The 24,623-nt window shown below is 45.5% G+C and carries 17 protein-coding genes and 1 pseudogene; 10 read left to right on the top strand and 8 right to left on the bottom strand.

The genetic code is table 11. The annotated features are described in order from the left end of the window. Positions 1 to 465 (top strand): annotated as a pseudogene (locus QUA74_RS25795) (RNA-guided endonuclease IscB); the annotation flags it as partial. Positions 466 to 570: 105 nt separating this feature from the next. On the opposite strand, the gene QUA74_RS25800 reads toward QUA74_RS25795, so the two are convergent. The 3 genes from QUA74_RS25800 to QUA74_RS25810 are packed head-to-tail and all read right to left on the bottom strand — an operon-like array spanning position 571 to position 3,241. Further along, positions 571 to 1,200 (bottom strand): hypothetical protein, encoded by a 630-nt coding sequence (locus tag QUA74_RS25800; protein WP_333334733.1) that lies wholly within the window; start codon positions 1,198 to 1,200, stop codon positions 571 to 573. 48 nt (positions 1,201 to 1,248) lie between these two features. Next, a complete protein-coding gene (locus tag QUA74_RS25805) occupies positions 1,249 to 1,719 on the bottom strand; it encodes a hypothetical protein (RefSeq protein WP_333334734.1) in 471 nt (156 codons plus the stop codon). Between the two features lie 10 nt (positions 1,720 to 1,729). Next, the gene (locus QUA74_RS25810) at positions 1,730 to 3,241 is read right to left on the bottom strand and encodes a mechanosensitive ion channel domain-containing protein (RefSeq protein ID WP_333334736.1); all 1,512 of its coding nucleotides are present in this window, start codon (positions 3,239 to 3,241) and stop codon (positions 1,730 to 1,732) included. Positions 3,242 to 4,220: 979 nt separating this feature from the next. On the opposite strand from QUA74_RS25810, the gene QUA74_RS25815 reads away from it, so the two are divergent. Together QUA74_RS25815 and QUA74_RS25820 are read left to right on the top strand one after the other, a co-directional pair. Next, entirely contained in the window at positions 4,221 to 8,696 is a 4,476-nt protein-coding gene (locus QUA74_RS25815) for a PAS domain S-box protein (protein ID WP_333334738.1), read from the top strand. Positions 8,697 to 8,701: 5 nt separating this feature from the next. Further along, positions 8,702 to 10,030 (top strand): response regulator, encoded by a 1,329-nt coding sequence (locus QUA74_RS25820; RefSeq protein WP_333334740.1) that lies wholly within the window; start codon positions 8,702 to 8,704, stop codon positions 10,028 to 10,030. A 19-nt stretch (positions 10,031 to 10,049) separates the two neighbouring features. Here QUA74_RS25820 and hpsU read toward each other — a convergent pair whose 3' ends face one another. Continuing rightward, the gene (gene hpsU / locus QUA74_RS25825) at positions 10,050 to 10,727 is read right to left on the bottom strand and encodes a hormogonium polysaccharide biosynthesis acetyltransferase HpsU (RefSeq protein ID WP_333334741.1); all 678 of its coding nucleotides are present in this window, start codon (positions 10,725 to 10,727) and stop codon (positions 10,050 to 10,052) included. A 44-nt stretch (positions 10,728 to 10,771) separates the two neighbouring features. Here hpsU and QUA74_RS25830 point away from each other — a divergent pair, with 44 nt between their 5' ends. Further along, positions 10,772 to 11,566, top strand: coding sequence for a cation diffusion facilitator family transporter (locus QUA74_RS25830; protein WP_333334743.1), 795 nt, complete (start codon positions 10,772 to 10,774; stop codon positions 11,564 to 11,566). Positions 11,567 to 11,606: 40 nt separating this feature from the next. Beyond that, complete coding sequence (locus QUA74_RS25835) at positions 11,607 to 12,215, top strand: hypothetical protein (RefSeq protein WP_333334745.1); 609 nt, start codon at positions 11,607 to 11,609, stop codon at positions 12,213 to 12,215. Positions 12,216 to 12,348: 133 nt separating this feature from the next. Here the strand turns inward: QUA74_RS25835 and QUA74_RS25840 are convergent, their stop codons facing one another. Then, a complete protein-coding gene (locus tag QUA74_RS25840; protein ID WP_333334759.1) occupies positions 12,349 to 13,284 on the bottom strand; it encodes a glycosyltransferase family 2 protein in 936 nt (311 codons plus the stop codon). Between QUA74_RS25840 and QUA74_RS25845 the strand changes: the two genes are divergently transcribed. Further along, the gene (locus tag QUA74_RS25845; protein WP_223300923.1) at positions 13,193 to 13,405 is read left to right on the top strand and encodes a hypothetical protein; all 213 of its coding nucleotides are present in this window, start codon (positions 13,193 to 13,195) and stop codon (positions 13,403 to 13,405) included. The genes QUA74_RS25840 and QUA74_RS25845 overlap by 92 nt on opposite strands. Before the next feature lies 1 nt (position 13,406). Here the strand turns inward: QUA74_RS25845 and QUA74_RS25850 are convergent, their stop codons facing one another. Beyond that, positions 13,407 to 14,378 (bottom strand): glycosyltransferase family 2 protein, encoded by a 972-nt coding sequence (locus tag QUA74_RS25850; RefSeq protein WP_333334747.1) that lies wholly within the window; start codon positions 14,376 to 14,378, stop codon positions 13,407 to 13,409. 214 nt (positions 14,379 to 14,592) lie between these two features. On the opposite strand from QUA74_RS25850, the gene cobU reads away from it, so the two are divergent. The 3 genes from cobU to QUA74_RS25865 all read left to right on the top strand — a co-directional run bounded on the left by cobU (position 14,593) and on the right by QUA74_RS25865 (position 18,015). Further along, positions 14,593 to 15,168: a bifunctional adenosylcobinamide kinase/adenosylcobinamide-phosphate guanylyltransferase gene (gene cobU / locus QUA74_RS25855; protein WP_333334749.1), complete on the top strand. Its 576-nt coding sequence runs from the start codon at positions 14,593 to 14,595 to the stop codon at positions 15,166 to 15,168. Between the two features lie 277 nt (positions 15,169 to 15,445). After that, entirely contained in the window at positions 15,446 to 15,868 is a 423-nt protein-coding gene (locus tag QUA74_RS25860) for a hypothetical protein (RefSeq protein WP_333334751.1), read from the top strand. 77 nt (positions 15,869 to 15,945) lie between these two features. Further along, positions 15,946 to 18,015 (top strand): AarF/ABC1/UbiB kinase family protein, encoded by a 2,070-nt coding sequence (locus tag QUA74_RS25865; RefSeq protein ID WP_333334753.1) that lies wholly within the window; start codon positions 15,946 to 15,948, stop codon positions 18,013 to 18,015. A 77-nt stretch (positions 18,016 to 18,092) separates the two neighbouring features. Here QUA74_RS25865 and QUA74_RS25870 read toward each other — a convergent pair whose 3' ends face one another. Further along, entirely contained in the window at positions 18,093 to 19,202 is a 1,110-nt protein-coding gene (locus QUA74_RS25870; protein ID WP_333334755.1) for a hypothetical protein, read from the bottom strand. Between the two features lie 691 nt (positions 19,203 to 19,893). Here QUA74_RS25870 and QUA74_RS25875 point away from each other — a divergent pair. After that, positions 19,894 to 21,327, top strand: a complete 1,434-nt coding sequence (locus QUA74_RS25875; protein WP_333334757.1) for a hypothetical protein — start codon at positions 19,894 to 19,896, stop codon at positions 21,325 to 21,327. A gap of 239 nt (positions 21,328 to 21,566) precedes the next feature. Here the strand turns inward: QUA74_RS25875 and QUA74_RS25880 are convergent. Continuing rightward, positions 21,567 to 24,623: calcium-binding protein (locus QUA74_RS25880; RefSeq protein ID WP_445302177.1), on the bottom strand; the 3,057-nt coding region annotated here is incomplete at its 5' end.

Genomic DNA, 24,623 nt, shown 5'->3' on the forward strand with positions numbered 1-24,623 from the left:
TGTTCTGAGTGCAATTTATCTCACTTAGCCCCAGTCTCCCATAAAATAGGTACTTTATTTCCGCCATGCTGTACTAGAATGAGATTGCCGAAGACTCATTGGCTAGATGCTGCCTGTGTCGGTGTTGTTGAACCACTCAATATACTGACATGGAAACCGCTGTTAATCACGGCTAAGGGATGGGGCAAGCGTCAAATGTGTACACCCAATAAATACGGGTTTCCCAGCTTGCATAGAACTAGGTGTAAGACTTTTTTTGGGTTCCAGACTGGAGATATGGTGAGAGCAGTTTTGCCGAGCGGGAAATTTGCAGGTACTCATGTTGGTAGGTTGGCTGTTAGAGAGAGTGGAGTCTTTGATTTGAGGACAGCTTGGGGAAAAGTTAGCCCCGTGCGTCACAAATACTGCAAAACTGTTCACCGCAATGATGGCTATATGTATGCGTTTTCCACTTTTGTCCAGTAAATCCGCAATTAGAGGCGTACCGATCGACAGAATCTAGGAATTTTATTTGATAATTATTTAAAAGCCATAAAGAGCGAGATCCCTTTATGGCTGCGATCGCAGGTTTTAGTCAGGTGTTTTTCCGAACCTGTCCCTCAATTCATCAGCCGATAACTGTGGCAGTTGTTCTACAAACAATGTCAATTCTGCCACAGGCAATGCCAATAAATTAGTAACGGCTGTAGGCAGAATATCGCCCAATTCAGGCGATCGCATTTGCAACGCACTTTCAGCTAACAATTTAACGGCTGCTTCGCGCCCTGTTTGATCGACTGTCAGCATCGATATTGCCAGCAACAAAACTGTAAATTCCGCCGCCGCCAAGTTGGATATTGGAGAGAGAAAAACTGTCATTTTTGGACTTAATTCTCCAAATCTAACTCGCAGAAAGTTTTCTAATATTAAGCGCTGTTGTTCTTGTCTGCCTCGTTCTAGTCCTTGTTCTAGCCCTTGTTCTAGCCCTTGTTCTAGTCCTTGTTCTAGTCCTTCTTCTCTAGCTTGTTGCTGTGCGGCTTGTATTTGTTGTTGAAAAAGTGGTGCAATGGCCATAATTAACTCCCGCTCTTCTGGCTCTAATTCTTGTGGCGCATCGGTTACTAAATTTGACTGTAACCGATACAGCAATTCTAGCGCGATAATCCGCAACGGATCGTCTGCAGCTAAAGCGCTTAATTGGGAAATAGCCCTTTGCTGCACTCCCCCTTTGCCCAAAATCCTCAACCACAGGGTGTCTGGAGTTTCTGGCTACTGGTGAATCGCCACAATTGCAGTTCGCAAAGATTCCCCCAAAAAATAAATTCCCTGCATCCAATTCTCTGTGTCTGGTATCGCATTAAAGCTATCTACCAATGCTTTCGATGCTGTCGGCATCAAAATCCACAGTTTGGGTAACTGAGCGTCATCATAGCGAGTATTTTCTCTCCTAAATTTTCGCTCCAATTCACCTCGCACATCCAATAACTTGCCCAGACAGCTACAAATTTCGCTGACGTTTGCCGGATTGCGAAACGGTTCAAAAATTGCCGTTTTGCTTGCCATTTTTCCCAACAATCCCAGGGTTTCTGAGTATTCGGGAATTGCGGTGCTGGGAGTGAAGTAAACATCGATTTCTCGGACTTCGGAAGTCACATCGCGGCCGATATTCACCGTTCCGATCGGCGACAGCAATTCCTCCAGGTATTCTTTGGCAAAAAGATCGTGAATAAATCGCGTCATAGAAATTATTTCAAATACTAAATAGATTTTTTAGCCGTTTTCTCACCCATTCTACAGGATTTTCATCGTCTTCCGCTGCATCTACCAATTCCATTTCTCGAAGTTGTTGGTGTCTCTCGCTGAGTTCTTCTTTGTGTTTGACTATTTCTTTAATTATCTGTTCAGATAAATCCGGTCGTTCAGTTAAAACTTTCTGGAAACCTTCTTTATTAATCGCAAACAAAATTGTTTCTTCCAAAGCTCTCACCGAAGCAGTTCTCGGAATTCCCAACATCAAAGAAAGTTCCCCGAAAAACTGACCAGTGCCCAGGTTATTCAGGTGTTTGTCAATAGCTTCGACAAAAACTTCGACTGAACCTGAAAGAATCATGTAAAAAGCATCTCCGGGGTCGTTTTCGTGAAATAAAAATTCTTGCGATCGCAGCCGTTTGCGATATCCAACTTCAATCAATTGCCGCAATTCAAGATCGGTCAGATTTTCAAAGTATTCCACCTCTCGTAGCAAACAGCTAAGGGACGATCGCTTTTTCAGTTTCTCTGCAAAAAGTGGCGGTTCTTGCTCATTTTCCGAGTAACTGTTCGGGAGGTCAATTGCAGTTTCTTTGTTGTTGAACATTGACAACAGAACTTCGGGGTTTTGCAAATAAATTTCTCTGTCATTGAAGGGAAATTCGATTTTTTGGTGGCGGAAATTGTATTCAATTGCAAAATTCAAAGAACTTTTAATTACTTCTCTTTCAGTCGGTCTGTCCGTCCAAACTAAAAGTTCAAATTTAAAACTATCATCACCAAACTCGACAAACAATACTTTCGGATTAGGTTCGTACAAAACTCCCGCTTCCGCGTAAGCAATATTTAACAAAGTTTCTGTCACTAACAGCGGGTTACTATTCTCCGCTACTTCTACCGGAACTCGCAGACAGAGTAGCGAGTTTTCGTAACTCCAGTTAACAATTTTGTTGCTAATCATTTTGCTGTTGGGAACTATGACGCTAGAGTCCTCACTTGTTTCGATGATGGTCGATCGAATCGAGATTTTTTTGACGATTCCCATTAATCCTTCTAATTCCACAAAGTCTCCGACTTTCACGGGCCTGTCTAAAAGCAGCGTTAAGCCACTGACAAAATTAGTTGTTAAATCTTGGATTCCGAAGCCAATTCCGACTCCCAATCCCCCCGCAACTACTGCAAAAGAAGCGAGGTTGAAGCCGATGCTTTGGATGGCGACTATTACTCCCAAAGCTACTATTAAATACCCAATAATTACTGCGATTGCTTCCCGATTTCCCTCGTCAATTCCCAGTCTGACTAACAAGCGTTCTTTAAGAAAGTTCGTGAAAGATCGTGCTATCACAAGGATAGCCATAAACAATACAATCAGTTCCACAAGTGACTGCAGCGATACAGGATTATCACCTATTTTAAATAGGGTAGCTGTAAATATTTGCGATATCTTTGTCAATACTTCTTCGGGGATTCCGTTCAAGTTAAATCCAGTAAACAATATTGTTTGTGTTTCCATTTTTTAAGCCTTTGGCAGTAAGGAATAAAGTTGTTAGTTCCCCGTCGTGCAATAAAATTTTGAAGTTTTTATTACGAATTTTTTACCTATTTTTAGGGTAAATAACTGAATTGCTGACATATATCTGTGGTTGCTCAGACTAGGTAGTTATCCGTCTTGCCAATTTCTAGGATATATTTTTTTCCCATGCCTGCGGTTAGCGTGCCATTTTTTCAAAATTGCGGAATCATCTATTATTAATGCCTATTCCCCCTACTAACTTTAGTTAAAGTTAACTCTCTGGGATTTTATCATACTTTTCGCTAAAGGTTTGTTAATTTTCAGTTATAAAATTAAGCAGTGATTATGGAATGACTGTTTAAGTGGACAAGTCAAATAGGCCTATATTACAATGAGTTTAACTGGTGGGAGAAATATTTCTCTTACTGTACCAGTTGAGTCCGTATTGTGTATATCTAAGAATATCTAACTAAAAATTTAACGGATATAACTAAAATTGATAACGTTCCCAGAATAGTTGGCATTCTACCGACATTGCAGACAAATTAAAACTTAATTGCATTTGTCAATCAGTAAAATTACTGAAAACACTGCTTGTTGAGGAGTAGAAAATTTGCGATTTGGGGGTGAGTAGGCATAAATATGGCGCGAGGCATGATTGCTCGATCGCCCAAATCTAAGTTTCCCCCCCAAAATCTGAGTAAATGCTGAGCATAATTGCTGATTGACAAACGCTTCCCTAGCTTATGTTGTCACCAATGTTCTACAGATATAATTGATGAGCAATAGAACTGCTTGGCGATACATCCGAAGAATTAACGGAGATATTGTTGCAAGGGATACCTATATCGCCGATTGAAAACCGAATGGTCGCCCTACTGAACGTTTTATTAAGTACCCCAAGAGGAGAAAACGAAAACCTTGCGATCGCCCCATTGGAAAGAAGTTCTAGAATTATAGCTGAAATCCACGAGCCAACATGAGCAAATTCCCACCAGAGAAAACCCAACCGCCACAGCAAGAGAGCACAACAGCACAGGTATTGCGACAGGCTCACTTCGACGCTTTTTTTGCAGGTGCCAACGCCGGAATGCTGATTTTTGACCACCAACTCCGGTACGTCCAAATTAACGAAGTTCTGGCCCAGATGAATGGCGTTTGTGTGGCAGACCATATTGGTAGGTCAGTGCGTGAAGTGCTGCCAGAATTGGCCCCGACTGTGGAACCAATTCTGCAAGGCATTCTGGATACGGGCCAGCCAATTCTCGACTATGAATTAGTAGGTGAAACGCCGAAAGAACCGGGCATCGTGCGCTATTGGCAAGCATCTTACTATCCTTTGCTGGATGAAAATGGCATGGTTTTTGGTCTGGGTGGGATTGTGATTGAAGTTACCGATCGCAAGCGGGCAGAACAAAAGCAGGCACGACTGACGGCAATTTTGGAAGCAACTTCCGACTTAGTAGGAGTTGTGGATGTGACTGGGCATAGTGTCTATCTCAACAAAGCCGGACAGGAAATGCTGGGGATGTCCCCAGAGGAAGCACGATCGCCCTTTACTATAGATTCTGTATTAGCTCCCTCGGCAAAAGCAAAGTTCCACAACGAAATAATTCCCGCCGCCTTACAAGAGGGTAGCTGGGCTGGTGAAATTCTATTTTTGTCACGCGATGGGGAAGAAATTCCAGTCTCCCAGGTTTTGATCGTCCACAAAACCGAAGCGGGTGAAGTCGAGTTTCTTTCGACTATTGTGCGGGATATTCGCGAACAGCAGGCTGCGCTGCGCGATCGCAAAAAAGCAGAGGAAGAACGGCAATTGCTCGCTACAACCATCGAGAACAGCCGTGACTTTATTGGCGTGGCATCAATGGAGGGTCGCCCTATACTGGTGAATCAGGCGGGTCTGGATTTGGTGGGACTCAGTAGTTTGGACGAAGCCAGAACCAAACACCTTACCGACTTCTTTATGGCAGAAGATTTGGATTTGGTACAGCAGTCTATTCTGCCTGCAGTAATGGAAGAGGGAAGTTGGCGGAGTGATTTTTGCTTCAGACATTTCCAGACAGGTCAACGCATCCTGGTAGATTACACCCTATTTTTGATTAGACATCCAGAGACTAATGAACCGGTAGGGATTGCGACTATTACGCGGGATATTCGCGATCGCAAAATCGCAGAAGATGTCCTCAAACAAAGCGAAGAACGATTTCGTTCTTTGATGGAAGCCACTGCTCAAATTATTTGGATCTGCAATGCGGACGGCGAAGTGGAGATCGAGCAACCTAGTTTGAGTGCCTTTACAGGACAGACATTTGATGAGTACAAGGGATGGGGCTGGCTAGACACGAGCCACCCAGACGATCGCGCTTACGTTGGCAGCGTATGGTCGGCTGCCTTGGCCAATCGATGGCTCTATGAAGTTGAATTCCGTATGCGCCGCTATGACGGCGAATATCGGTACATGAGTTGTCGTGGCGTACCAATTCTGAACGCGGATGGTTCAATTCGGGAATGGATTGGGGCTAATACAGATATTACCGATCGCAAACAAGCTGAAGAAGCTCTGCGCGATCGCAACGTCTTGCTGAGCTCTATCTTGGAAAGTACGCCAGACATAATTGTGGTTAAAGACCGGGAAGGCCGATATGTTGCCCTTAATTCCAATGGAGCCAACTCCTTTTACGGTAAACCCATTGAGGAAATCATCGGCAAAGATGATTCGGAACTGCTGCCCCCTGCTGCTGCCCTTCCAATAATGGCAAAAGACCGCCAGATCATGGAAGCAGGCACTACTGAAACCTACGAAGAAGATGTTTCTAATGGTAAGAGCACCACTTCTTTTTTAACGACAAAAGCCCCTTGGCGGGACGCTCAGGGCAATATTCTCGGCATGATCGCCATAGCACGAAACATTGGCGATCGCAAACAAGCTGAAGAAGCTCTGCGCGATCGCAATGCACTGCTAAACTCTATTTTGGAAAGTACACCAGACTTCATTGTGGTTAAAGACCGGGAAGGTCGATATGTTGCCCTTAACTCCAATGCCGCAAACTTCTTGGGCAAGCCAAGTGAGGAAATCATCGGCAAAGATGATTGGGAATTACTGCCGCCTGACACTGCCCGTGAAATGATGGCAAAAGATCGCCACATCATGGCAGCAGGAATCACTGAGAGTTACGAGGAAGATATCTCTTCTCATGATGAAACCACTAAGACCTTTTTGACTACAAAGGCTCCTTGGCGTGATACTAATGGCAATATCCTCGGCATCATCGCCACCACACGAGATATTACCGATCGCAAACAAGCCGAGCAAAAAATCCGCCAAACGCTAGAAATGCTCGACTTAGCTAGCGATGGTATCATTATTCGGGACATGGATGACCGCATCATCTACTGGAACCAAGGTGCAGAAAATCTCTACGGTTGGACAAAAGCGGAAGTAATCGGGGAGTACATTCACACATTCCTGGAAACCATCTTTCCTAAACCGTTAGAAATCGTAAGGGCAGAGTTTTTCCAGCAGGGAAGTTGGGAAGCAGAAGTGCAGCATACCACCCGTGACGATCGGCATATTATTGTGGCGAGTCGCTGGACATTGCAGCGCGACGGAGAAGGAAAGCCTTGTGCCCAACTCGAAATTAATAATGACATTAGCGATCGCAAACAAGCCGAAGATGCTATAAAACAAAGCGAAGAACGCTATCGTTCGCTAATCGCTGCCACGTCCCAAATTGTCTGGACAGCCGATGCTGAAGGAAGATGCCCTGATATGCCGAGTTGGAGAGCTTACACCGGACAAACCGAAGCTGAGGTGGTTGGTTTTGGCTGGTTAGATGCAATTCACCCGGACGATCGCGAACGAACGAATCAGGTCTGGATGGAAGCAGTGCAAACGAAAAACCTGTATGACATAGAATATCAAATTCGCGGAGCGGATGGAAACTATCGTTATTTCCAAGCTAGAGGGGTACCAATTCTGGATGAAGATGGCAGCATCCGGGAGTGGGTTGGCACTTGTACCGATATCCACGATCGCAAACAAGCAGAATTCCTAATGGCAAAAGCTAAGGAAGCAGCCGAAGCAGCAAGTCGCGCAAAAAGTGAATTTCTTGCCAACATGAGCCACGAGTTGCGAACTCCCCTTAATGGCATCATGGGATACGCACAGATTCTTCAGCGTTCCAAAGTCTTGAATGAAGAAGAGCGATCGCGCATTGATGTTATTTATCAGTGCGGTTCGCATTTACTGACCTTAATCAATGATATTCTCGACTTGTCGAAGATTGAAGCACAGAAAGTGGAACTCATGCCTACGGATTTTCATTTCCCGGCGTTCCTACAAGGTGTAGCAGAAATGTGTCGCATCCGAGCTGAACTAAAGGGAATTCAGTTTCATTTTCCATCAAGCCCCGAACTCCCGATCGGTATTCGTGCGGATGAAAAACGCTTGCGACAAGTGTTAATTAATCTTTTAAGCAACGCTATTAAATTTACGGATGAGGGCACTGTTACTTTTCTAGTCAGCTTTGCCACAGAAGAAAAAATTCGCTTTGAAATACGCGATACAGGTACCGGCATTGCACAAGATCAATTTCAAGCTATCTTTCAGCCCTTCGAGCAGGTAGGAGATCGCAGGCGGCAGACGGAAGGTACGGGATTAGGACTGGCAATTAGCCAAAGGATTGTAGAACTAATGGGCAGTACCATTCAGGTTCAAAGTGAGATGAATGTTGGCAGTATTTTCTGGTTTGATGTCAATCTATCTCAAGCCGATGAATGGGTGAAAACTTCTCAAATTGACCATCGCGGCCAGATTATCGGCATCAAAGAGCGCCAACCTAAGATTGTGGTTATTGATGACAAATGGGCTAACCGTTCGGTAATTAGCAATTTGCTCAGTCCGATCGGCTTTGAGGTGTCTGAAGCGAACGATGGGCAGGAAGGGTGGGAAAAAATTCTGGAGGTAGAACCAGATTTAATCGTTACCGACTTACTAATGCCCGAACTAGATGGCTTCGAGCTAATTAAGCGGGTTAGAGAATCGGACAACTTCAAAGACATCATCATTATTGTCTCTTCTGCCAGCGTATTTGAAGCCGATCAATACAGAAGTTTAGAAGCAGGAGGCAACACTTTTATTCCCAAACCTGTTCAAGCCACGGAACTCCTGCAAAAATTGCAACAGTATCTTCAGTTAGAATGGCTTTACGAAGCCAATGAAGCTCAACTGGCGATCGGCTCAGACACCAATGAGCTAATTGCCCCGCCTGCTATAGAAATGGAAATGCTATACGAGCTGGCTATGAAAGGAAATTTCTTACAAATAGTTAAGCAGGCGGTATTACTTGAAGCAATAGACCCAAAATACATTCCCTTTGCTAAAATATTGCATCAGATGGCAAAGGACTTTCAAGACGAAGAGATTTTAACGTTTATTCAGTCCTACAAGTAAGGTTTATGAATTCAGAAATTAAAGCACATGGTACGATTCTTATAGTTGATGACAATTCAGCTAACTTAGGTGTATTATCTGATGCCTTAAGCCAAGAAGGATTTGAAGTTCGGGTGGCGAAATCGGGAAAAATGGCACTAGAGCGAGTTAAATATGCTCTACCCGATCTAATCTTACTAGATGTGATGATGCCAGAGATTGATGGATTTGAAACCTGTCGTCGATTACAGGCTAATCCAGAAACTAAACAGATTCCCATTATATTTATGACTGCGCTCTCGGATACAGCAAATAAAGTGGAAGGGTTTCAGCTTGGGGCTGTTGATTATATTACCAAACCCTTCCAACAGGAGGAAGTATTAGCTCGCGTCAAGCTGCATTTAAAGCTTCATGTTCTTGCTGAAAAATTAGAAGAAAAAAACACCTTATTGGAGGAAAAAGTTATAGAAGTCAGCCAAGCCTACGAGAATTTACAACAAATGCAACTTAAGTTAATCCAAAGCGAGAAAATGTCCGGCTTAGGGCAAATGGCGGCTGGAATTGCTCATGAAATAAATAACCCTATAAATTTCATCTCTGGGAATCTAGGTTATGCCCAAGAGTACGCTCATAACTTACTAAAAATTATACACCTTTATCAAGAAGATTATGTAAATCCTACCCCTCGAATTCAAGCAGCTATGGATGAAATAGAACTGGAATTTCTGGAGGAAGATTTTATAAAAGTTCTTAACTCAATCAACTTAGGAACGCAGCGCATCCAGGAGATTGTCAAGTCTATGCGAATTTTTTCTCGCCTGGATGAGGCAGACGTGAAAGCTGTAAATATCCATGAAGGAATTGATAGTACACTCACCATCCTGCATCATCGTTTAAAAGCAAGACCAGAGCATCCTGAGATTGAACTAATAAAAGAGTACGGTCAGCTTCCACAAGTAGAATGCCATGCCGGACAACTCAATCAAGTGTTCATGAATATTATTTCCAACGCCATTGATGCTTTGGATGAATCTAATCAGCAGCGTTCGTTTGCCGAAATCAAGCAACACCCGAACCGCATTCAAATTTCTACAAAATTAATTGGCGATAATTGGGTGGCTATTCATATTAGTGACAACGGTCTGGGAGTTTGCGAAACTCTACAACCGAAGCTATTTGACCCCTTTTTTACTACCAAACCTATCGGTAAAGGAACTGGGTTGGGGTTATCTATCAGTTACCAAATTATCGTTGAAAAGCATGGGGGCAGATTATACTGCCAGCCTGTCTCAGGAAAGGGAATAGAATTCGTCATTGAAATTCCTATTCGGCAGCAAGCTTGTAAAGCTGCTTAGTTTCCCGGTTCAATGTCTCTTACGAACTTTGGTTAATTTCTCGCTGACAGCGCGCACGACAGGGTGTTCCCATACAAACAAAGCCTGCAGGCATATTTTGAAAGACGCTACTGCGAGCTCCGATTAAAGCGTTAGCACCGATTTCCACACCAGGGCCAATGAAGCAGTCGGCGGCAATCCAAACGCCGTTATTAATGATCACAGGTGCTGTTATTAAGCGAAAGGCTTGGTCTTGAGGGTCATGAGTGCCGGTGCAGAGGTGGCTTTTTTGAGAAATGACGCAGTGTTTGCCGATCGCAATTCGATCGAGACTGTACAATACAACATCATCTCCGATCCAACTGTAGTCTCCGATTTCAATTTTCCAAGGATAGGTAAAACGAGCCGTGGGGCGAATGATCACAGCGCGACCTATTTTCGCTCCAAATAACCGCAGCAAGCCGCTTCTGATGCTATTAAAAGGGTGTGGAGTGAGGGGAAATGCGATCGCCTGGACGAACCACCAAACCAAAATTAGCCAATTAGGCTTTCCTCGATCAAACTTTGATTGATCGTACTTCCGCAAATCAACCAAAGATTCCCCTGTTAAAATATTTGCGTGATTGTCGCTAATTGGACGATGGTTTATTTCAGGATTTGGGGAATTTGCGATCGGCTTTTGCGGTTCCGGGTCGGGAGTTGACGTATAATAAGTCATCTAATGTTTAATTTAAAATCGAGTTGAGCTTTAAGGACTGCTGCATGACATTTCCAGTTAGGGACAATTTTGACTCTCAAAACGCCAAGGAACTCGCACAATGCGAGAATTCAAATCCCAGAATTGGCAAAGTTCGACTTTTACAAACAGCTTTGGTACTGCTGAGCAGCTTTTTTGTAGCAGAGTTAATCGCCGCACTTAATTCTCATAGTTTGTCCTTATTAGCAGATGCGGGTCACGTTTTTTCTGATGTGGCAGCTTTAGCAATAACTTTGACAGCGACTTGGTACTCCTCACTAAAAAGAAGTAAACCTGTAGATTGTGCGATCGCACAATCGCCAATCCCTGAACGAGGAGAAATCATTGCTGCTTTAATTAATAGTATCAGTTTAGTAGCGATCGCCCTTTGGATTGCCGCAGAGTCGATCGCCCGATTGCAGTCCCCAACCCCCGAAGTCGAAGGGCTCCCGATGTTAATTACCGCCATAGTCGGTTTAAGCATCAACTCGATTAATGCTTGTTGCTTGCATTCCTGCTGTCACGGCGACTTGAATCTCAAAAGCGCCTTTCTGCACGCAGTCGCCGACATATTTTCGTCGGTTGGAGTAATTTTAGCGGCGATCGCCGTAGCGTGGCTACACTGGAATTGGGCTGACGGCTTAATTAGCTTGCTGGTATCAGCATCAATTATTTTATTAACCCTACCACTGCTAATAGAAAGCATCCAATTGCTGCTAGGCAAAGTATCAGCAATATCCGCAAGTCAACAGCCTTGCGACTGCGAAAAAGTCAGCGCGGAAAAATTGCTTTTTCCATCCCTCGAAGAACTGATAAAATAACATCTCTTCGTCTGCCATAAACCATAGAGATAGATAACAAATGTCATACAGTGATTTTACTTTAAATCGAGTCACTAAAGACTTTAATTTAACCATTTCCGAGCGCTCTAACATTTTCACAGAAGTTCCAGAATTAACACCAAGCGATTTTCTCCAAGAAACCCTGCGCGATAATCTAGCTTTAGCCCTTGGTAGCAATACAGAAAAAGCGCGATCGGAATTAATTATTGCTCCCATTCTCGTCGAACTCAGAAAACAATTAAATTATCAAATTAGCTGGTTTTCTGGCATTGACTTTAGTGTGGATGCCAGTAAAGGATTAAACGGCAGTTGTGATTTTATCATCAGTCAATCACCTGAACTTTTGTTTGTTACGGCGCCAGTTATTACCGTCGTAGAAGCTAAAAAAGAAAATATTTTGGCTGGATTGGGACAATGCGTAGCGGAAATGTTGGCAGCGCAAATTTTTAATGAAAAGGAAGGCAACGAAATTCCTGTGGTTTACGGTACCGTTACCACCGGCACTAACTGGAAATTTATGAAATTAACAAAAAAGACGATCGAAATTGATTTAGTCGAATATTTTATCAACGATTTAGGTAAAATTTTAGGTATTTTAGCTAGTGGCATTCACTCAAGTATTAATTAGCTCAAGAAACGCGGCGGTTGAAATCGCGTCTTGTCAAACGAAGTCTCTCTCTAAGAGACTAAGAAGGAGTGGGTGTTTAAAACCCTATCTACACAAACTTTCGTCCGCATGGTGCGCGGACTAAGAGGGACTCTTACGGCAATTTCACCTCTGTCTCTTGACTGATAACTACTGGTGGCGACAGAGGCGGCTGAGGTTCTGCCACATTCAACTGACCGCCACAACAACGCAATTCATAAAGTTTTGCATTAATTTGATACTCATATTGACTCAATAACCTTGCATAAATATAGCCAGCTTTTCCATCCAAAAAGCCTAGCTGAATAAAGTAAAATAACATAAATCTGAGCATTGGTTTTAAAGGCAGCCGCACCCAAACTTTTTTGAGAAAGCGTTTCCGCTGCACTGCATCTCCAAATAGGTGAGCGCCAATAGTGCCGCTGTCGTCGCGCCCTTCAATAATATTGTAATAAACGCGAGCTTCCCAATTAGAATAGCGGTTGTGCCGTTCTATCCAGTGAAATAAATCGCGGTAATCCTCGTGGATCATGTCATTTTTTAAGTAGCCGACTTGACCAGCTAAAATGACGTGTTCGTGAACTTCATTGTCGCCTGTATTGGGAACTGATTCAGTGCCGAGATTTTCGTAACGGCCTTTTTGATGCTTGAACAAACGCAAATTCCAGTCGGGATATCGGCCGCCGTAACGCAGCCACTGACCTAAAAATAAGACTTTGCGGTTGAGGTAGTAGCCGTCAAAATTGGGGTCTTCGATCGCCCGCGCGATTTCGTCCCAAAGTTCCGGCGGAATGCGCTCGTCACAATCGACAATTAATACCCATTCGTTGCGAAATGGCAGATTGTCCAAAGACCAATTTTTCTTTTTCGGCCAGCGGTTGTCAAAGTAAAACTGTACTACTTTTGCGCCGGTGCTGATGGCAATTTCTACCGTGCGATCGCTACTTTGGGAATCAACCATGAAAACTTCATCCGCCCTGGCAATGCTGGCCAGACACGCAGGTAGATTAAGTTCTTCGTCTTTTGCCGGAATGAGAACTGAAACCGGAATCTTGGATGAACTAGATGTCATAATCGAGTGCTTGAACCTGAATGCGGTCGAGTTTTGGTGGATGAAGTGCGATCGGCACAGCCGCGCCGACGACTTGAGCAGCGAGGGATATTGCCTATAGCCTAATGCCTACTGGTCGATTTCGGTGCAAAAATCAGGCCGCGGATGGCTGCGCTCAAATAACCGATTTGACCCCAGGCAAAAACGAAATTTTCAAAGCGCAGCCCTGGATCTCTAATATATTTAAAAGACTTCCAGACACCCCTCAATATTCTTTCACCCCCCCGCCCAAGCTGAGCAATACCGGCTCGATCGGACAATTGTTCGCGATAACACTCGCTGATGCCTTGCCACCACCCGCGCTCCAAGAACCAAGCTTTGTTAAGCCTTTCTGTGGCGACATTGTGCAGCACCAGGGCATCGGGCAGATAAACTACTTGCCAACCTAGCTCTAATGCTAATTCTGTCGCGCGCAATTCTTCATTTGACAGCAACTTTTTGCCGACTCTACCGAGTTTGACATCGAAGCCGCCAATTTGTTCGAGAAAAGCGCGCCGGATCGAGTAGTTTACCCCCCTGGGAGTCAAACCGGGAGCAGTCACGTACAGGCAACTATCGCCTAAATCATATGCTCCCAAGTTCTGGGCCAATCCGGGTGAGAGCCATTCGGGCGGGCTGACTCCAGAAGGCCAGAGCAAATTGACTTTGCCACCAGCTACGGCGAGTTTTTGATTGCTTTGATAAGCGCTGTGCAGCACCCTGAGCCAATTCGGCTCAGCAATAGCGTCGTCGTCGAGATAAGCTAATATTTCGCTGCCAGCTTCCTTTGCGCCGGTGTTTCGGGCTACTGACAGACCGATTTCCGGCTCCCAGACGTACTTGAGGCGCCGATCGCCCAGTCTTGCTTCTACCACCTCGCGGGTGCGCGAAATGGAACTTTCGGGGCTGGCATAATCGCTAGAAGCGTTATCCACTACTACTACTTCAAAGTTGTCGGGAAAATCCTGTACCAGCAAGCTGTCGATCGCCCCACCTAAATAGGCGGCGCGATTGTGGGTGCAAATAATCGCTGATATCTGAGGATGATCTGGCATAAATAACAGCTTGGGAAATACTGGGGCTCGCGATCGACTTACTCTGATATTGTCTCATCAATGCTATTATCGCTTAAAAAGCATTTGGTAGTTGGTCGTTTAAATCATAGTGGGTAATTGGTAATGGGTAATGGGTAATGGGTAATGGGTAATGGATAATTGTGTTTAATCCTTTGTATGTGACTGCTGACTAATGACTGCTGACTAATGACTAATGAGTAACTCAGAACCCACCACATCGAGACAATTAATCTTAGTAACTGGGCCGGCCCGAAGCGGCAAAAGTGAATGGGCCGAAACTCTGGCGGCGGGTTCGGGAAAACAAGTAATCTATGTCGCTACTGGCCTGGTTGATGAAACGGATTTGGAGTGGCTTCGTCGCCTTGAACAGCACCGAAATCGCCGTCCAGTTGATTGGACAACTCTAGAAGTGCCGATCGAATTATCGGCAGTTGTGCAAGCTGGCAAGCCCTCAGATTGCTTGTTGATTGATTCCCTGGGAACTTGGACGGCAAATCTTTTGGAACAAGAAGCGGCTGTTTGGGCTACTACGCAGCAAGATTTGCTCGCTAGTTTGAAGTCGGCGGCGGCCGATGTAATTTTGGTAGGAGAGGAAACCGGATGGGGCGTTGTGCCTGCTTATCCGGCGGGGCGGCTGTTTCGCGATCGCCTCGGCACTCTCGTCCGCCGCATCGGGGCGATCGCCGATACTGTTTATCTCGTCACCGGAGGTTACGCCTTGAATCTCAGCGATCTGGGTACGCCGCTGCCGCCTGCTGCGAAAAATTAACAGCCGGAGTCGCGATCGACTAGGGAGAAAAAATATCTGTTTCCCGACGAACAATTTTAACTAAAAATGAGGTAGAATCCTAACTAAAATTGAAAACTCAAAACTCACATAAATTACTCTAAAAAAATACTTCATGGGGCAACCAGCCAAACAATTTGATACGGGAAGTAGCGAAATTTTAAAATAATGTAAAATATAAAGTGTCTCTTGAGATAGAGTGCAAATTTCAAAGGTCAGGTCTAAAATCACCAATTAGTTGAAGGGTTGACTAAAATTTATGGCATCAGAGAATGAAGTAAGAAAATATATTGCTTACTGGTTTCAGTTAGGCAAAAAAGTATTAATTTACAACGGTTCCGAAGCGCTGCTGCCCAAATCGATAAATGCGGGCGATCGCTACAGCAGCGAATTTGAAGAATGCTGGCAAAAAATCCTCTCGCCCGACAGCGGAGACTGCCACCTCGAAGGCACAAATGAAACAATTTCCCAACTGCTGACACCAGCTTGGGAAATCAGTCCCTGCGCGCGCTGCGCTATGCCTGTAGTGTTCCAACAAACCGGAATGCCCCCGGAGTTCTGTCCCTGTAACGACTTACCGAACTGGCCCGATACCGAAATGCCCCAACCCCGATCGCCCGTCAGCAGCCAATCGCAACTATCAGGCATTCGCGATCGACTCCAAAGATCCAGCGGCGAGTAAGTATATAAGAAGGAAGAAGGGTCTTCTTCCTTAAATTGTTACAATATATTTACAATGCTTCACACTAGGTCTGATTTATGAATGTCAAGACGGTATCGCCAGCCTCCCCGCAAACTTATGCAAATTCAGGGACTCAGGCTGTACTCGGCAATCTCCAAGATGCAAATACAATTCCCCTGCAAGCAGTACCAGTATCATTAGAGACAGAGGTCGTAACGGACGATCGGCTCAAATCATCAAGAGACATAGCTTTCGAGTTGGCCGGAGATGCTGTTCGGTACGATCCTGTGGCGATCACAGCCCTGTACCGAAATCGACCTCTACAAGTCTGGGGAAGGCTGTCGAGCGTTGTTTGGACATTTTTTAGCTTTGCCTTCAGTGTGTGGTTCGACGGCAAAACAGGTCGTACCGCCACCAACCAAAAGCGTCGCGCCGTCCGACTGCGAGAAATTCTGGCCCAACTCGGCCCAGCTTTCATCAAAATCGGACAAGCACTCTCAACACGGCCCGACTTAGTACCGCCAGTATATTTAGAAGAACTAACAACGCTGCAAGACCAATTGCCAGCATTCCCGAACGAAGTAGCATATCAATTCATCCAAGAAGAATTGGGCGCCCACCCCAAAGACATCTACGCAGAAATCACCCCCGATCCGATCGCCGCAGCATCTCTCGGACAAGTCTACAAAGGTAAACTCAAAACCGGAGAAACAGTCGCAATCAAAGTCCAGCGACCAGGTTTAGCCGAGAACATCGGCTTAGATATCTACATCCTGCGGCGTGTTGCAGTTTGGGCACAAAACAACTTCAAAATAATTCGCAGTGACCTCGCAAGCATTATGGACGAGTTGGGCGAGCGAATTTACGAAGAAATGGACTACACCCACGAAGGACAAAATGCCGAACGGTTTGCCCAACTATACGGCCACATCAAAGACATTTACGTTCCCAGCATCTACTGGGAATATACCCGCCGCCGCGTCTTAACAATGGAGTGGATCACCGGCGTCAAACTTACGAATTTAGAAGCCGTTAAAGCTCAAGGAATCGATGCTCCTTACTTAATTGAAGTGGGGGTGCAGTGTTCTCTCAGACAACTTCTAGAACACGGTTTCTTTCACGCAGACCCGCATCCCGGCAATCTTTTGGCAACTCCTGACGGTCAATTAGCTTATCTCGATTTCGGGATGATGAGCGAAGTTAAACCTTATCAGCGATACGGCTTGTTGGAAGCTGTGGTGCATTTGGTGAACCGCGACTTTGAAGGTTTAGCAAAAGATTATGTCAAGTTGGAGTTTTTAACGCCAGATACGGATTTGACGCCAATTATTCCGGCCTTAGCTAGCGTATTTAACAATGCTTTGGGTGCTAGCGTTGCCGAACTGAATTTCAAAAGCATTACTGACGAGCTTTCGGCGGTGATGTACGAATATCCTTTCCGAGTTCCAGCTTACTATGCTTTGATTATTCGATCGCTCGTTACGTTAGAAGGGATTGCCATTAATGTCGATCCAGAATTCAAAGTGTTGAGCAAAGCTTATCCTTACGTAGCAAAACGGCTGTTGAGCGACCCCGCACCTGAATTGAGAGCATCTCTGCAAGATTTGCTGTTCAAACAAGGCGAATTTCGCTGGAACCGCTTAGAAAACTTGCTCAACAATGCCCGCGAGAGCGATGATTACGATGTCAGCAAAATCTTGAACCAAGCTTTAGAATATTTATTTTCCGAAAGAGGAGATTTCATTCGCGATCGTATTGTCCTGGAATTAGTCAAAAGTCTCGACACACTTTCGAGCAATGCTTTTGCTAACGCCAAAGCAGTCGTCGGCGAATGGTTTGGAGTCAAGGCAAATCAACCTGTGGTTTCACCAACAGAAAAAAACAATCTAGAACACATTAAACGGATTTGGGATATTTTGCAATCAACTCCGGGTTTTGACGGGACGAAAGTATTGCAGCTTCTTCCGCAGTTGTTGGTGAAACCCGAAGTGCAGAATATGGGGCAGAAAGTAGTCGGCGGTTTAGCTCAAAGAGCAGTTGCTAGGGTAATTCGTGAGTTTTTGCTTTCGCAGGAACCGGATGCGATTCCCGTGAATGGAAGCTACCCTAAAACTTCGCCTCAGTTGTCTTTACCTGCGGCGAAGTAGTTGGGTGGGGAGTTTTTGACCGCAGATAGTAGCAGATAAATGCAAAAGAACGCAGATGAAATTTCGTCTGCGTTCTTTTAATTAAGCTTGAATCCTTTAGCGGCTAATTGCTGGCGGAGACTTTGAATTATTACGCGATCGAGAGTATTTTCACCACTATTGGTACTAGATTGGCGCTGTTGTTCAATATATGCTGTACGCTTTTGAGATAAGTCGCGGATCGTCTTTTTAATCGCTTCTCTTTCGGTTTTCTTTCCAGCAACATATGCTCTCTTTTCTGTTAGCGTCATCCCTCGCATGATCTCAGGTAAATTATCATCTGATATTGCCTCTAGTTTAACTGTTCCGTTTTCGAGAGCATCCAGCAAGTCCCAAGAAGCATTATCATAGTATTCAGAGGCTTTGGACGCACTACGCAAAACTGTATTGCTGCCAGCATTACTATCTTCCACTGCTTGACGTTGTTGTCCTATTCTTCCTTCTCTACCGTAAGGAATGTACGTTTGATTGAGTTTAGTATTCCAAGTAGAAATTTCGTCGTCGTAAGGGGACTTAATTACCACAATCTCTTGGTTTTGATTAATGTTGAAGCTACTGCCTTTTGCTAAATCTGCTCCTGATGCCCAAAGTTGTCGCTCCTGACTTTCCGCTGAACCACAGTAGATTGTATTAACGAGGGTATCTCCTTTGACAGCGAGATTGACCGATTGATTCCAAACTATTGGGCCTTGATCGAATGGTTCATTACCCGCAATAAAAATCACGCGAAAATCTTCCTGATTTTTACTCCAGTTTAATTCTTGCATTGCCGAACGAATTACCCAGCCAGCATATTCTTGACCACCGTTGGTTTTGATACTAAATAGCTTTTCGGAAACTAAATCTAATTCAGGAGTAAATCCAGTTAATAATCTGACAAAACCTTCCGAAGAAGGTAAGCTGTCATTACCATAATGGTAAAGGGCAACCTCTAACTCTGGCACTTCGCCATCTTTGGTTACTTTAGTTAAAAAATTAACCACTTGCCAAAGTTGAGTACGAGTCTGGTCAATCAGTCCATCCATGCTATTACTAGAATCTAAAAGGATGGCTATCTGAATTTTTGCTTTGGCGAAAGCTGCTGTGGGAGAACACAAAATACTTAGGGTTAAAGCTGTAGTGAATAAAATTAGAGCTAGTTTTTGCATGGGATTTTCCCTAGGAAATTATTTTTTTCCCAATTAGAGTCATTGGTAATTTAGATTTAGTTCCTGATGTCAAGTAACTTGTAACAATATTTTACATTTGGGTTCGATTCATTACAGGATTTACCAACTCCGATCGAAGAAACCGGGTTTTTACCGAATTTGTGGACTGCAACGAAGTATTTTCCTACAAACCCGGTTTCTGGTCATTCATGGGTAACTCAGACCAAAGAAACCGGGTTTTTTACCCAATCTGTGGACTGAATCGAGGTAATTTACGTAAGTTTACAAAATCATGTCACTTTTTCTCACCGACAGGGCGATCGGGGTGGTTTATTCTTTAAGTTAAGGCTGAGCAGAAGTTGTTCACAGTTAAACCGCAGATGTTCCGGATAAGTCGATCTGAAATAGTATTGTACTGCAACTGCGAAACAATTATACAGCAAATTTCAGGTAAGTGAGGTACATAAAAATCGCAGGTAGGGACTTAGGCTAAGCCGTATCCTTGGGGGGATTGTTCCATAAGCGGGTGTACTTCAGAAACCTGCAATCTGCTGTAAGTTAGCTGCCTCCAAACTAGAGGTCTTCAAACTCTCCGGAATTGGGACGCTAAGTATAGAAATGAAAATGAATATGCTCAACATCTGTAATAGATTGAGCAGACAATAGGTCAATAACATTGAGGAAAATAGTTATGGAACAATCGGCATATCTATACAGCTTGCTTGATAATGATGGTGTTGTTCGACGTGATTTACCAGCAGCTAGTCCTGCCCTATCTCTAGCACCTCCTTCCGCTAGCGCAGAGTTTAATGCACATGAGATTCGAGGAAAAGTGGGAGCCAGAAGTTGGCCTTTTAGGGCAGCCTTAAGACCGCCAAAACCACACCTACCCAAACTTGTGAGCAGTAGTGAGGGCAAAATCAAATCTATGCTGCTTACTATCCCTGTAGGGACAACAGAAGGGGATTTTGAAGCTATTTATAAGAAATTGCTAGAAACCCTGCCCAAAGATACTAGGTTTGTCTGCTTGGTTAACTCTGGTTCCAAACCCATTGTTGAAGATTGGTTGAAAATGTATGACCGAGACAAAACAGCTACAGTTGTTGAAGCTCCAGATTATGTTGGCTTCTCAATTTGGGCACAGGATGCCTATGCTATCTCAACCTCTAGTGACCAGGAAACTTACTTCGTCGAACCTCTATCATTCTTACGATATGCTGATGCAGTTATTGCAGATTATGTTACTCATGCAACAGATATCAAAAACTTTCAGGTGCCTCTATATTTTCAAGGTGGGAATATTTTAATTGGGGATGACTTTTGGTTGATTGGCATTGATTATCCAACAAAGACACTAGAGTATGTTGGTGATGCAATTTTTCCAGATGATGGTGAAACACCGGAGAACTTAGTACAGCGACTCTTCAAGGACAACCTTGACGGATCGAGGAATTTGATCTACGTAGGTTCTTCAATACCAGTACCTGCAGAAGACGTTGTGCTGGTAAAAGAAGAAGGTCAGTATTTCGTCGATATAGTGTTTCAGGGTAACCGAGATGGAACAGCCCAACCACTGTTTCATATTGATATGTTCCTGACTCTAGCAGGGAAAGATGCAAGCGGAAAATATCAGATCCTTGTGGGCGATCCTTCAATGGCACCAATGCCGCAATCAGCACTTGCTACAGCGTATTCTATGCAAAGCGTCTATGATGCTATTGCTAGCCTCCTAAAAGCTCAGGGATTTACTGTCATTCGCAATCCATTACCGCTTACCTTCTCAAAGCAAATGAGAAATGTCGAAGAGTTAAATCGTCCACAAGACAAGAAGCTCTCCGAAATTTACCTTAAGCTCCGTGCTTTGGGGATAACAGAAGTTGAGCTTCGTAGCTGGTATTTTGCTACAGCAAATAATGCACTGGTTGAAATCACAAAATCCAGTAAGCGCGTGTGGTTACCAACTTACGGTTATGAAGACTACAAATACTTACAGGATGCAGACAAGGGAAACCAGAAGATCTGGGAAGACCTCGGTTTTGAGGTGACAATGTTACCAAACTTCCACAGGCTAGCTCGTGGATTGGGTGCTGTACATTGTATCCAGAAATACCTGGAGCGAGAGTAATGTCCGATCGACCAGCAGTCTAACACTGCGTTGGAGCGGACAGCCAACAGAGCTTGGTGCTAAGTTGGAGGCTGTCTGCTGCTGCTCAACTATACCGTTAGACCACTAAGTTACTAGACTGGCACTTCTAGAAGATAGCTATAGTAATGCAGACCGAAAATAACCAATAATAAAAACCCGGTTTCTTGAAGAAACCGGGTTTTTATCTATTCGATTGCCCTCAACCCAATCTACAATTACTACAAGGTAGAAGTGCCACTTAAATCGCTACTTGTTAGTAGCTGAATGGGGCTCGAATTCGCATTGAGTAAGAGGTCAGATTCATTACCAGAAGGATTAGCAGTAGGAGCGATCGCACCACTAACACTCGCCGCTTGCAAAGGAATAATGGGCTGAGCTTGAGCGCTGGTTAGAGATGTTAACAAGCTGTTAGAGTCGTAGATGAGAATGTCATCATCGATGCCACTAAAGCTATTCATGGTTGGAATTAAACCGCCATTTAGCAAGATGTCATCGGTGGTAGTTGTGCCATCAGTTACTGTCGAAATGACTGGATTAGTAGCTGTTGTTAGCGGTTGTGGGTTGGGTGCTGGCGCGGTAATCGTGCTGTTTGGCTGACTAATTGATTCAGTAGTGGTGCTGTTTGACTGACTAATTGATGCAGTAGTGGTGCTGTTTGGCTGACTAATTGGTTCAGTAGTCGTGCTGGACAAGCTAGTATCAGAACCGCTACCGATCGCGCTTAGAACATCGTCACTATCAACAGGTTCGCCGGTTAAAAGATCGGTATCCGAGGGAGTATTGAAGGCTGCCGGAAGCGCACCTCCGGGTGTGACGGGGACAAAACGAGAACTGTCGATCGCACTAAATTGAGTATCTTTCACCCAAGCTAAGTGTTCGCCGGTGCCTGCGATGCTAATCAAGGCATCGTTAGTATAATTTTCGCCGCCTTGAACGATTTGCAATTGGTCAAAGGTGAGGTCTTGTGTTAGTCCGAAGTAATCGCGATCGGCTTGGAAGTAGAAAATGTTATCAAGTCCCGAACTTGGTGCTAGCACAAATATGTCGGAACTCCTGCCTCCAATCAGCGAATCTTGACCATTTCCGCCCTTGAGCACGTTGTTACCTTCGCCGCCGTAGAGACTGTCATCGCCATCGTTACCGTTAAGGCTGTCGTTGCCGCTGCCACCATTTAAGAAGTCGTTGCCATTACCGCCATCGAGGGTGTCATTGCTGCTGCCACCATCGAGACTGTCGTCGCCTTCGTTGCCCAAGAGGTTGTCGCTGCCAGCTTCCCCGGTTAGCAAATCGTTGCCACAACCGCCGTCAATGGTGTCCTTACCGGCACCTCCCAGCATTGTGTCGTCCTCGCATTCACCGAACATCAAGTCGTCGCCGTTACCACCGCCCATCCAGTCGTTGCCACCACCACCTGTGAGGGTGTCGTCGCCGGAATCGCCTGTGAGGGTGTCGTCGCCGGAGTCGCCGAAAACCAAGTCGTTACTCGCGCCGCCGTCCATCAGGTCAATTTCGTCGCCACCGTAGAGGGTGTCTTCGCCGACTTCGCCCAACATCGTGTCTTGCCCTTCACTGCCAAACATCAAGTCGTTGCCGGCGCCTCCGAAGAGTTTGTCGTCGTCGATACTGCCGTCAATTTTGTCGTTGCCGGCACCTCCTAATAATTGGTCGTTGCCTGTACCGCCGAACAGTTCGTCGTTGCCGGCGCCGCCGTCGATGGTGTCGTAGCCGGAACCGCCGTCGATTTTGTCTTCGCCTGCTTCTCCAAAAATCAGGTCGTCGTCTTCGTTGCCCCAAACGTTGTCGTTGCCAGCGTTGGCGTTGATGAAGTCGTTGCCGGCTTGTGCCCAAATGTTGTCGTTACCGTCGTTGCCGAGAATCGAGTCGGCGCCGGAACCACCGTCGATGTTGTCGTTTCCGGTTTGTCCGAGGAGGGTGTCGGCTGCATCTCCGCCGTAGATTTGGTCGTTGCCGCGGCCGCCATCAATGAAATCTTGGTCTTCTCGGCCGTAGAGTTCGTCGTCGCCGTCGTTGCCGAATACGCGGTCATTTCCGGTGCCGGCATCGATGAAGTCGTTGTCGTCGTTGCCTTCGAGGCTGTCGTTGCCGGATTGACCGAAAATTCGATCGCCCCCTTCGCCCCCTGCTAAAGTATCGTTGTTCGCCCCGCCGTCGATGTAGTCGTCGCCGCTGTTGCCGTCGGCGAAGTCGTTGCCGTCATTTCCGAAAATGTGATCGCCCCCAGCGCCCCCAGTCATGCTATCGTCGTCTGCGCCACCTTCTAAGTAGTCGTCGCCATTGTTACCGGAGAGGGTATCTTTGCCGATTTGACCGAAAAGTCGATCGGCCCCTTCGCCACCATCAAGGCTGTCATTGCCCGATTCACCCCACAGTTGGTCGTCTCCAGTTTGTCCTAACAGCGTATCGTCGTTATCGCCACCCCACAGTTGGTCGTTATCGGCATTGCCTTCTAAAAAGTCGTTGCCTTGGCGGCCGTATAATTTGTCACGGCCGTCATTGCCGGAGAGAGTATCGTTTTCGGTGCCGCCATCTACGAAATCGTCGCCTGTTCCGCCAGCTAGGGTATCATCGCCACCTTCCCCGTAGAGGCTGTCATTATCTTCGCCGCCGTCGAGTTGGTCGTTGCCGAAACCGCCGAACAGGTTATCGCTGCCGGATTCTCCCAGCAAGTTGTCGCTGTCATCGCCTCCCCAAAGAGTGTCGCTATCGTCGCCACCGAGGAGGGTGTCGAGGCCGGATTGACCGTAAATTCGATCGCGCCCTTGATTACCCTGAAGCAAATCATTGCCGGAACCGCCGTCAACAATGTCATCGCCACGGTTGCCGATAACCGTATCATTACCGACTTGTCCGAACAAACTGTCATTATTTTCGCCACCGTCTAGGAAATCGTTACCGTCGCCACCTTCGAGGGTATCGTTTTCAGTACCGCCGTCAAGGGAGTCGTTGCCGAGTTCCCCAAAAAGTCGGTCTGTTCCTGAGTTGCCTTCCAGGATGTCATCGCCACCAAAGCCGTACAGAGTGTCGCTGTCAGCTTGACCGAGAAGGGTATCGTTGCCTTCGCCTGCCAAGAGTGAGTCGTCGCCGAAACCGCCTTGCAATAAGTCGTTGCCAGCTTGACCGAACAAGGTGTCTTTGCCATCGCCGCCGTAGAGGGAATCGTTACCTTCGCCGGCATCAAGGATGTCATCGCCGTTTTCGCCAAACAAATAGTCATCGCCAGCTTGGGCTGATAAAGTGTCATCGTCTTGACCACC

Origin of the sequence: Microcoleus sp. LAD1_D3 (genome assembly GCF_036702135.1) — a bacterium.
Lineage (GTDB): Bacteria > Cyanobacteriota > Cyanobacteriia > Cyanobacteriales > Microcoleaceae > Microcoleus.

Coding starts and splice junctions, on each gene's coding strand:
- QUA74_RS25805 (WP_333334734.1), bottom strand. CDS start 1,719: ATGACGCGATTTATTCACGATCTTTTTGCCAAAGAATACCTGGAGGAA.
- QUA74_RS25810 (WP_333334736.1), bottom strand. CDS start 3,241: ATGGAAACACAAACAATATTGTTTACTGGATTTAACTTGAACGGAATC.
- QUA74_RS25815 (WP_333334738.1), top strand. CDS start 4,221: ATGAGCAAATTCCCACCAGAGAAAACCCAACCGCCACAGCAAGAGAGC.
- QUA74_RS25820 (WP_333334740.1), top strand. CDS start 8,702: ATGAATTCAGAAATTAAAGCACATGGTACGATTCTTATAGTTGATGAC.
- hpsU (WP_333334741.1), bottom strand. CDS start 10,727: ATGACTTATTATACGTCAACTCCCGACCCGGAACCGCAAAAGCCGATC.
- QUA74_RS25830 (WP_333334743.1), top strand. CDS start 10,772: ATGACATTTCCAGTTAGGGACAATTTTGACTCTCAAAACGCCAAGGAA.
- QUA74_RS25835 (WP_333334745.1), top strand. CDS start 11,607: ATGTCATACAGTGATTTTACTTTAAATCGAGTCACTAAAGACTTTAAT.
- QUA74_RS25845 (WP_223300923.1), top strand. CDS start 13,193: ATGAAAACTTCATCCGCCCTGGCAATGCTGGCCAGACACGCAGGTAGA.
- QUA74_RS25850 (WP_333334747.1), bottom strand. CDS start 14,378: ATGCCAGATCATCCTCAGATATCAGCGATTATTTGCACCCACAATCGC.
- cobU (WP_333334749.1), top strand. CDS start 14,593: ATGAGTAACTCAGAACCCACCACATCGAGACAATTAATCTTAGTAACT.
- QUA74_RS25860 (WP_333334751.1), top strand. CDS start 15,446: ATGGCATCAGAGAATGAAGTAAGAAAATATATTGCTTACTGGTTTCAG.
- QUA74_RS25865 (WP_333334753.1), top strand. CDS start 15,946: ATGAATGTCAAGACGGTATCGCCAGCCTCCCCGCAAACTTATGCAAAT.
- QUA74_RS25870 (WP_333334755.1), bottom strand. CDS start 19,202: ATGCAAAAACTAGCTCTAATTTTATTCACTACAGCTTTAACCCTAAGT.
- QUA74_RS25875 (WP_333334757.1), top strand. CDS start 19,894: ATGGAACAATCGGCATATCTATACAGCTTGCTTGATAATGATGGTGTT.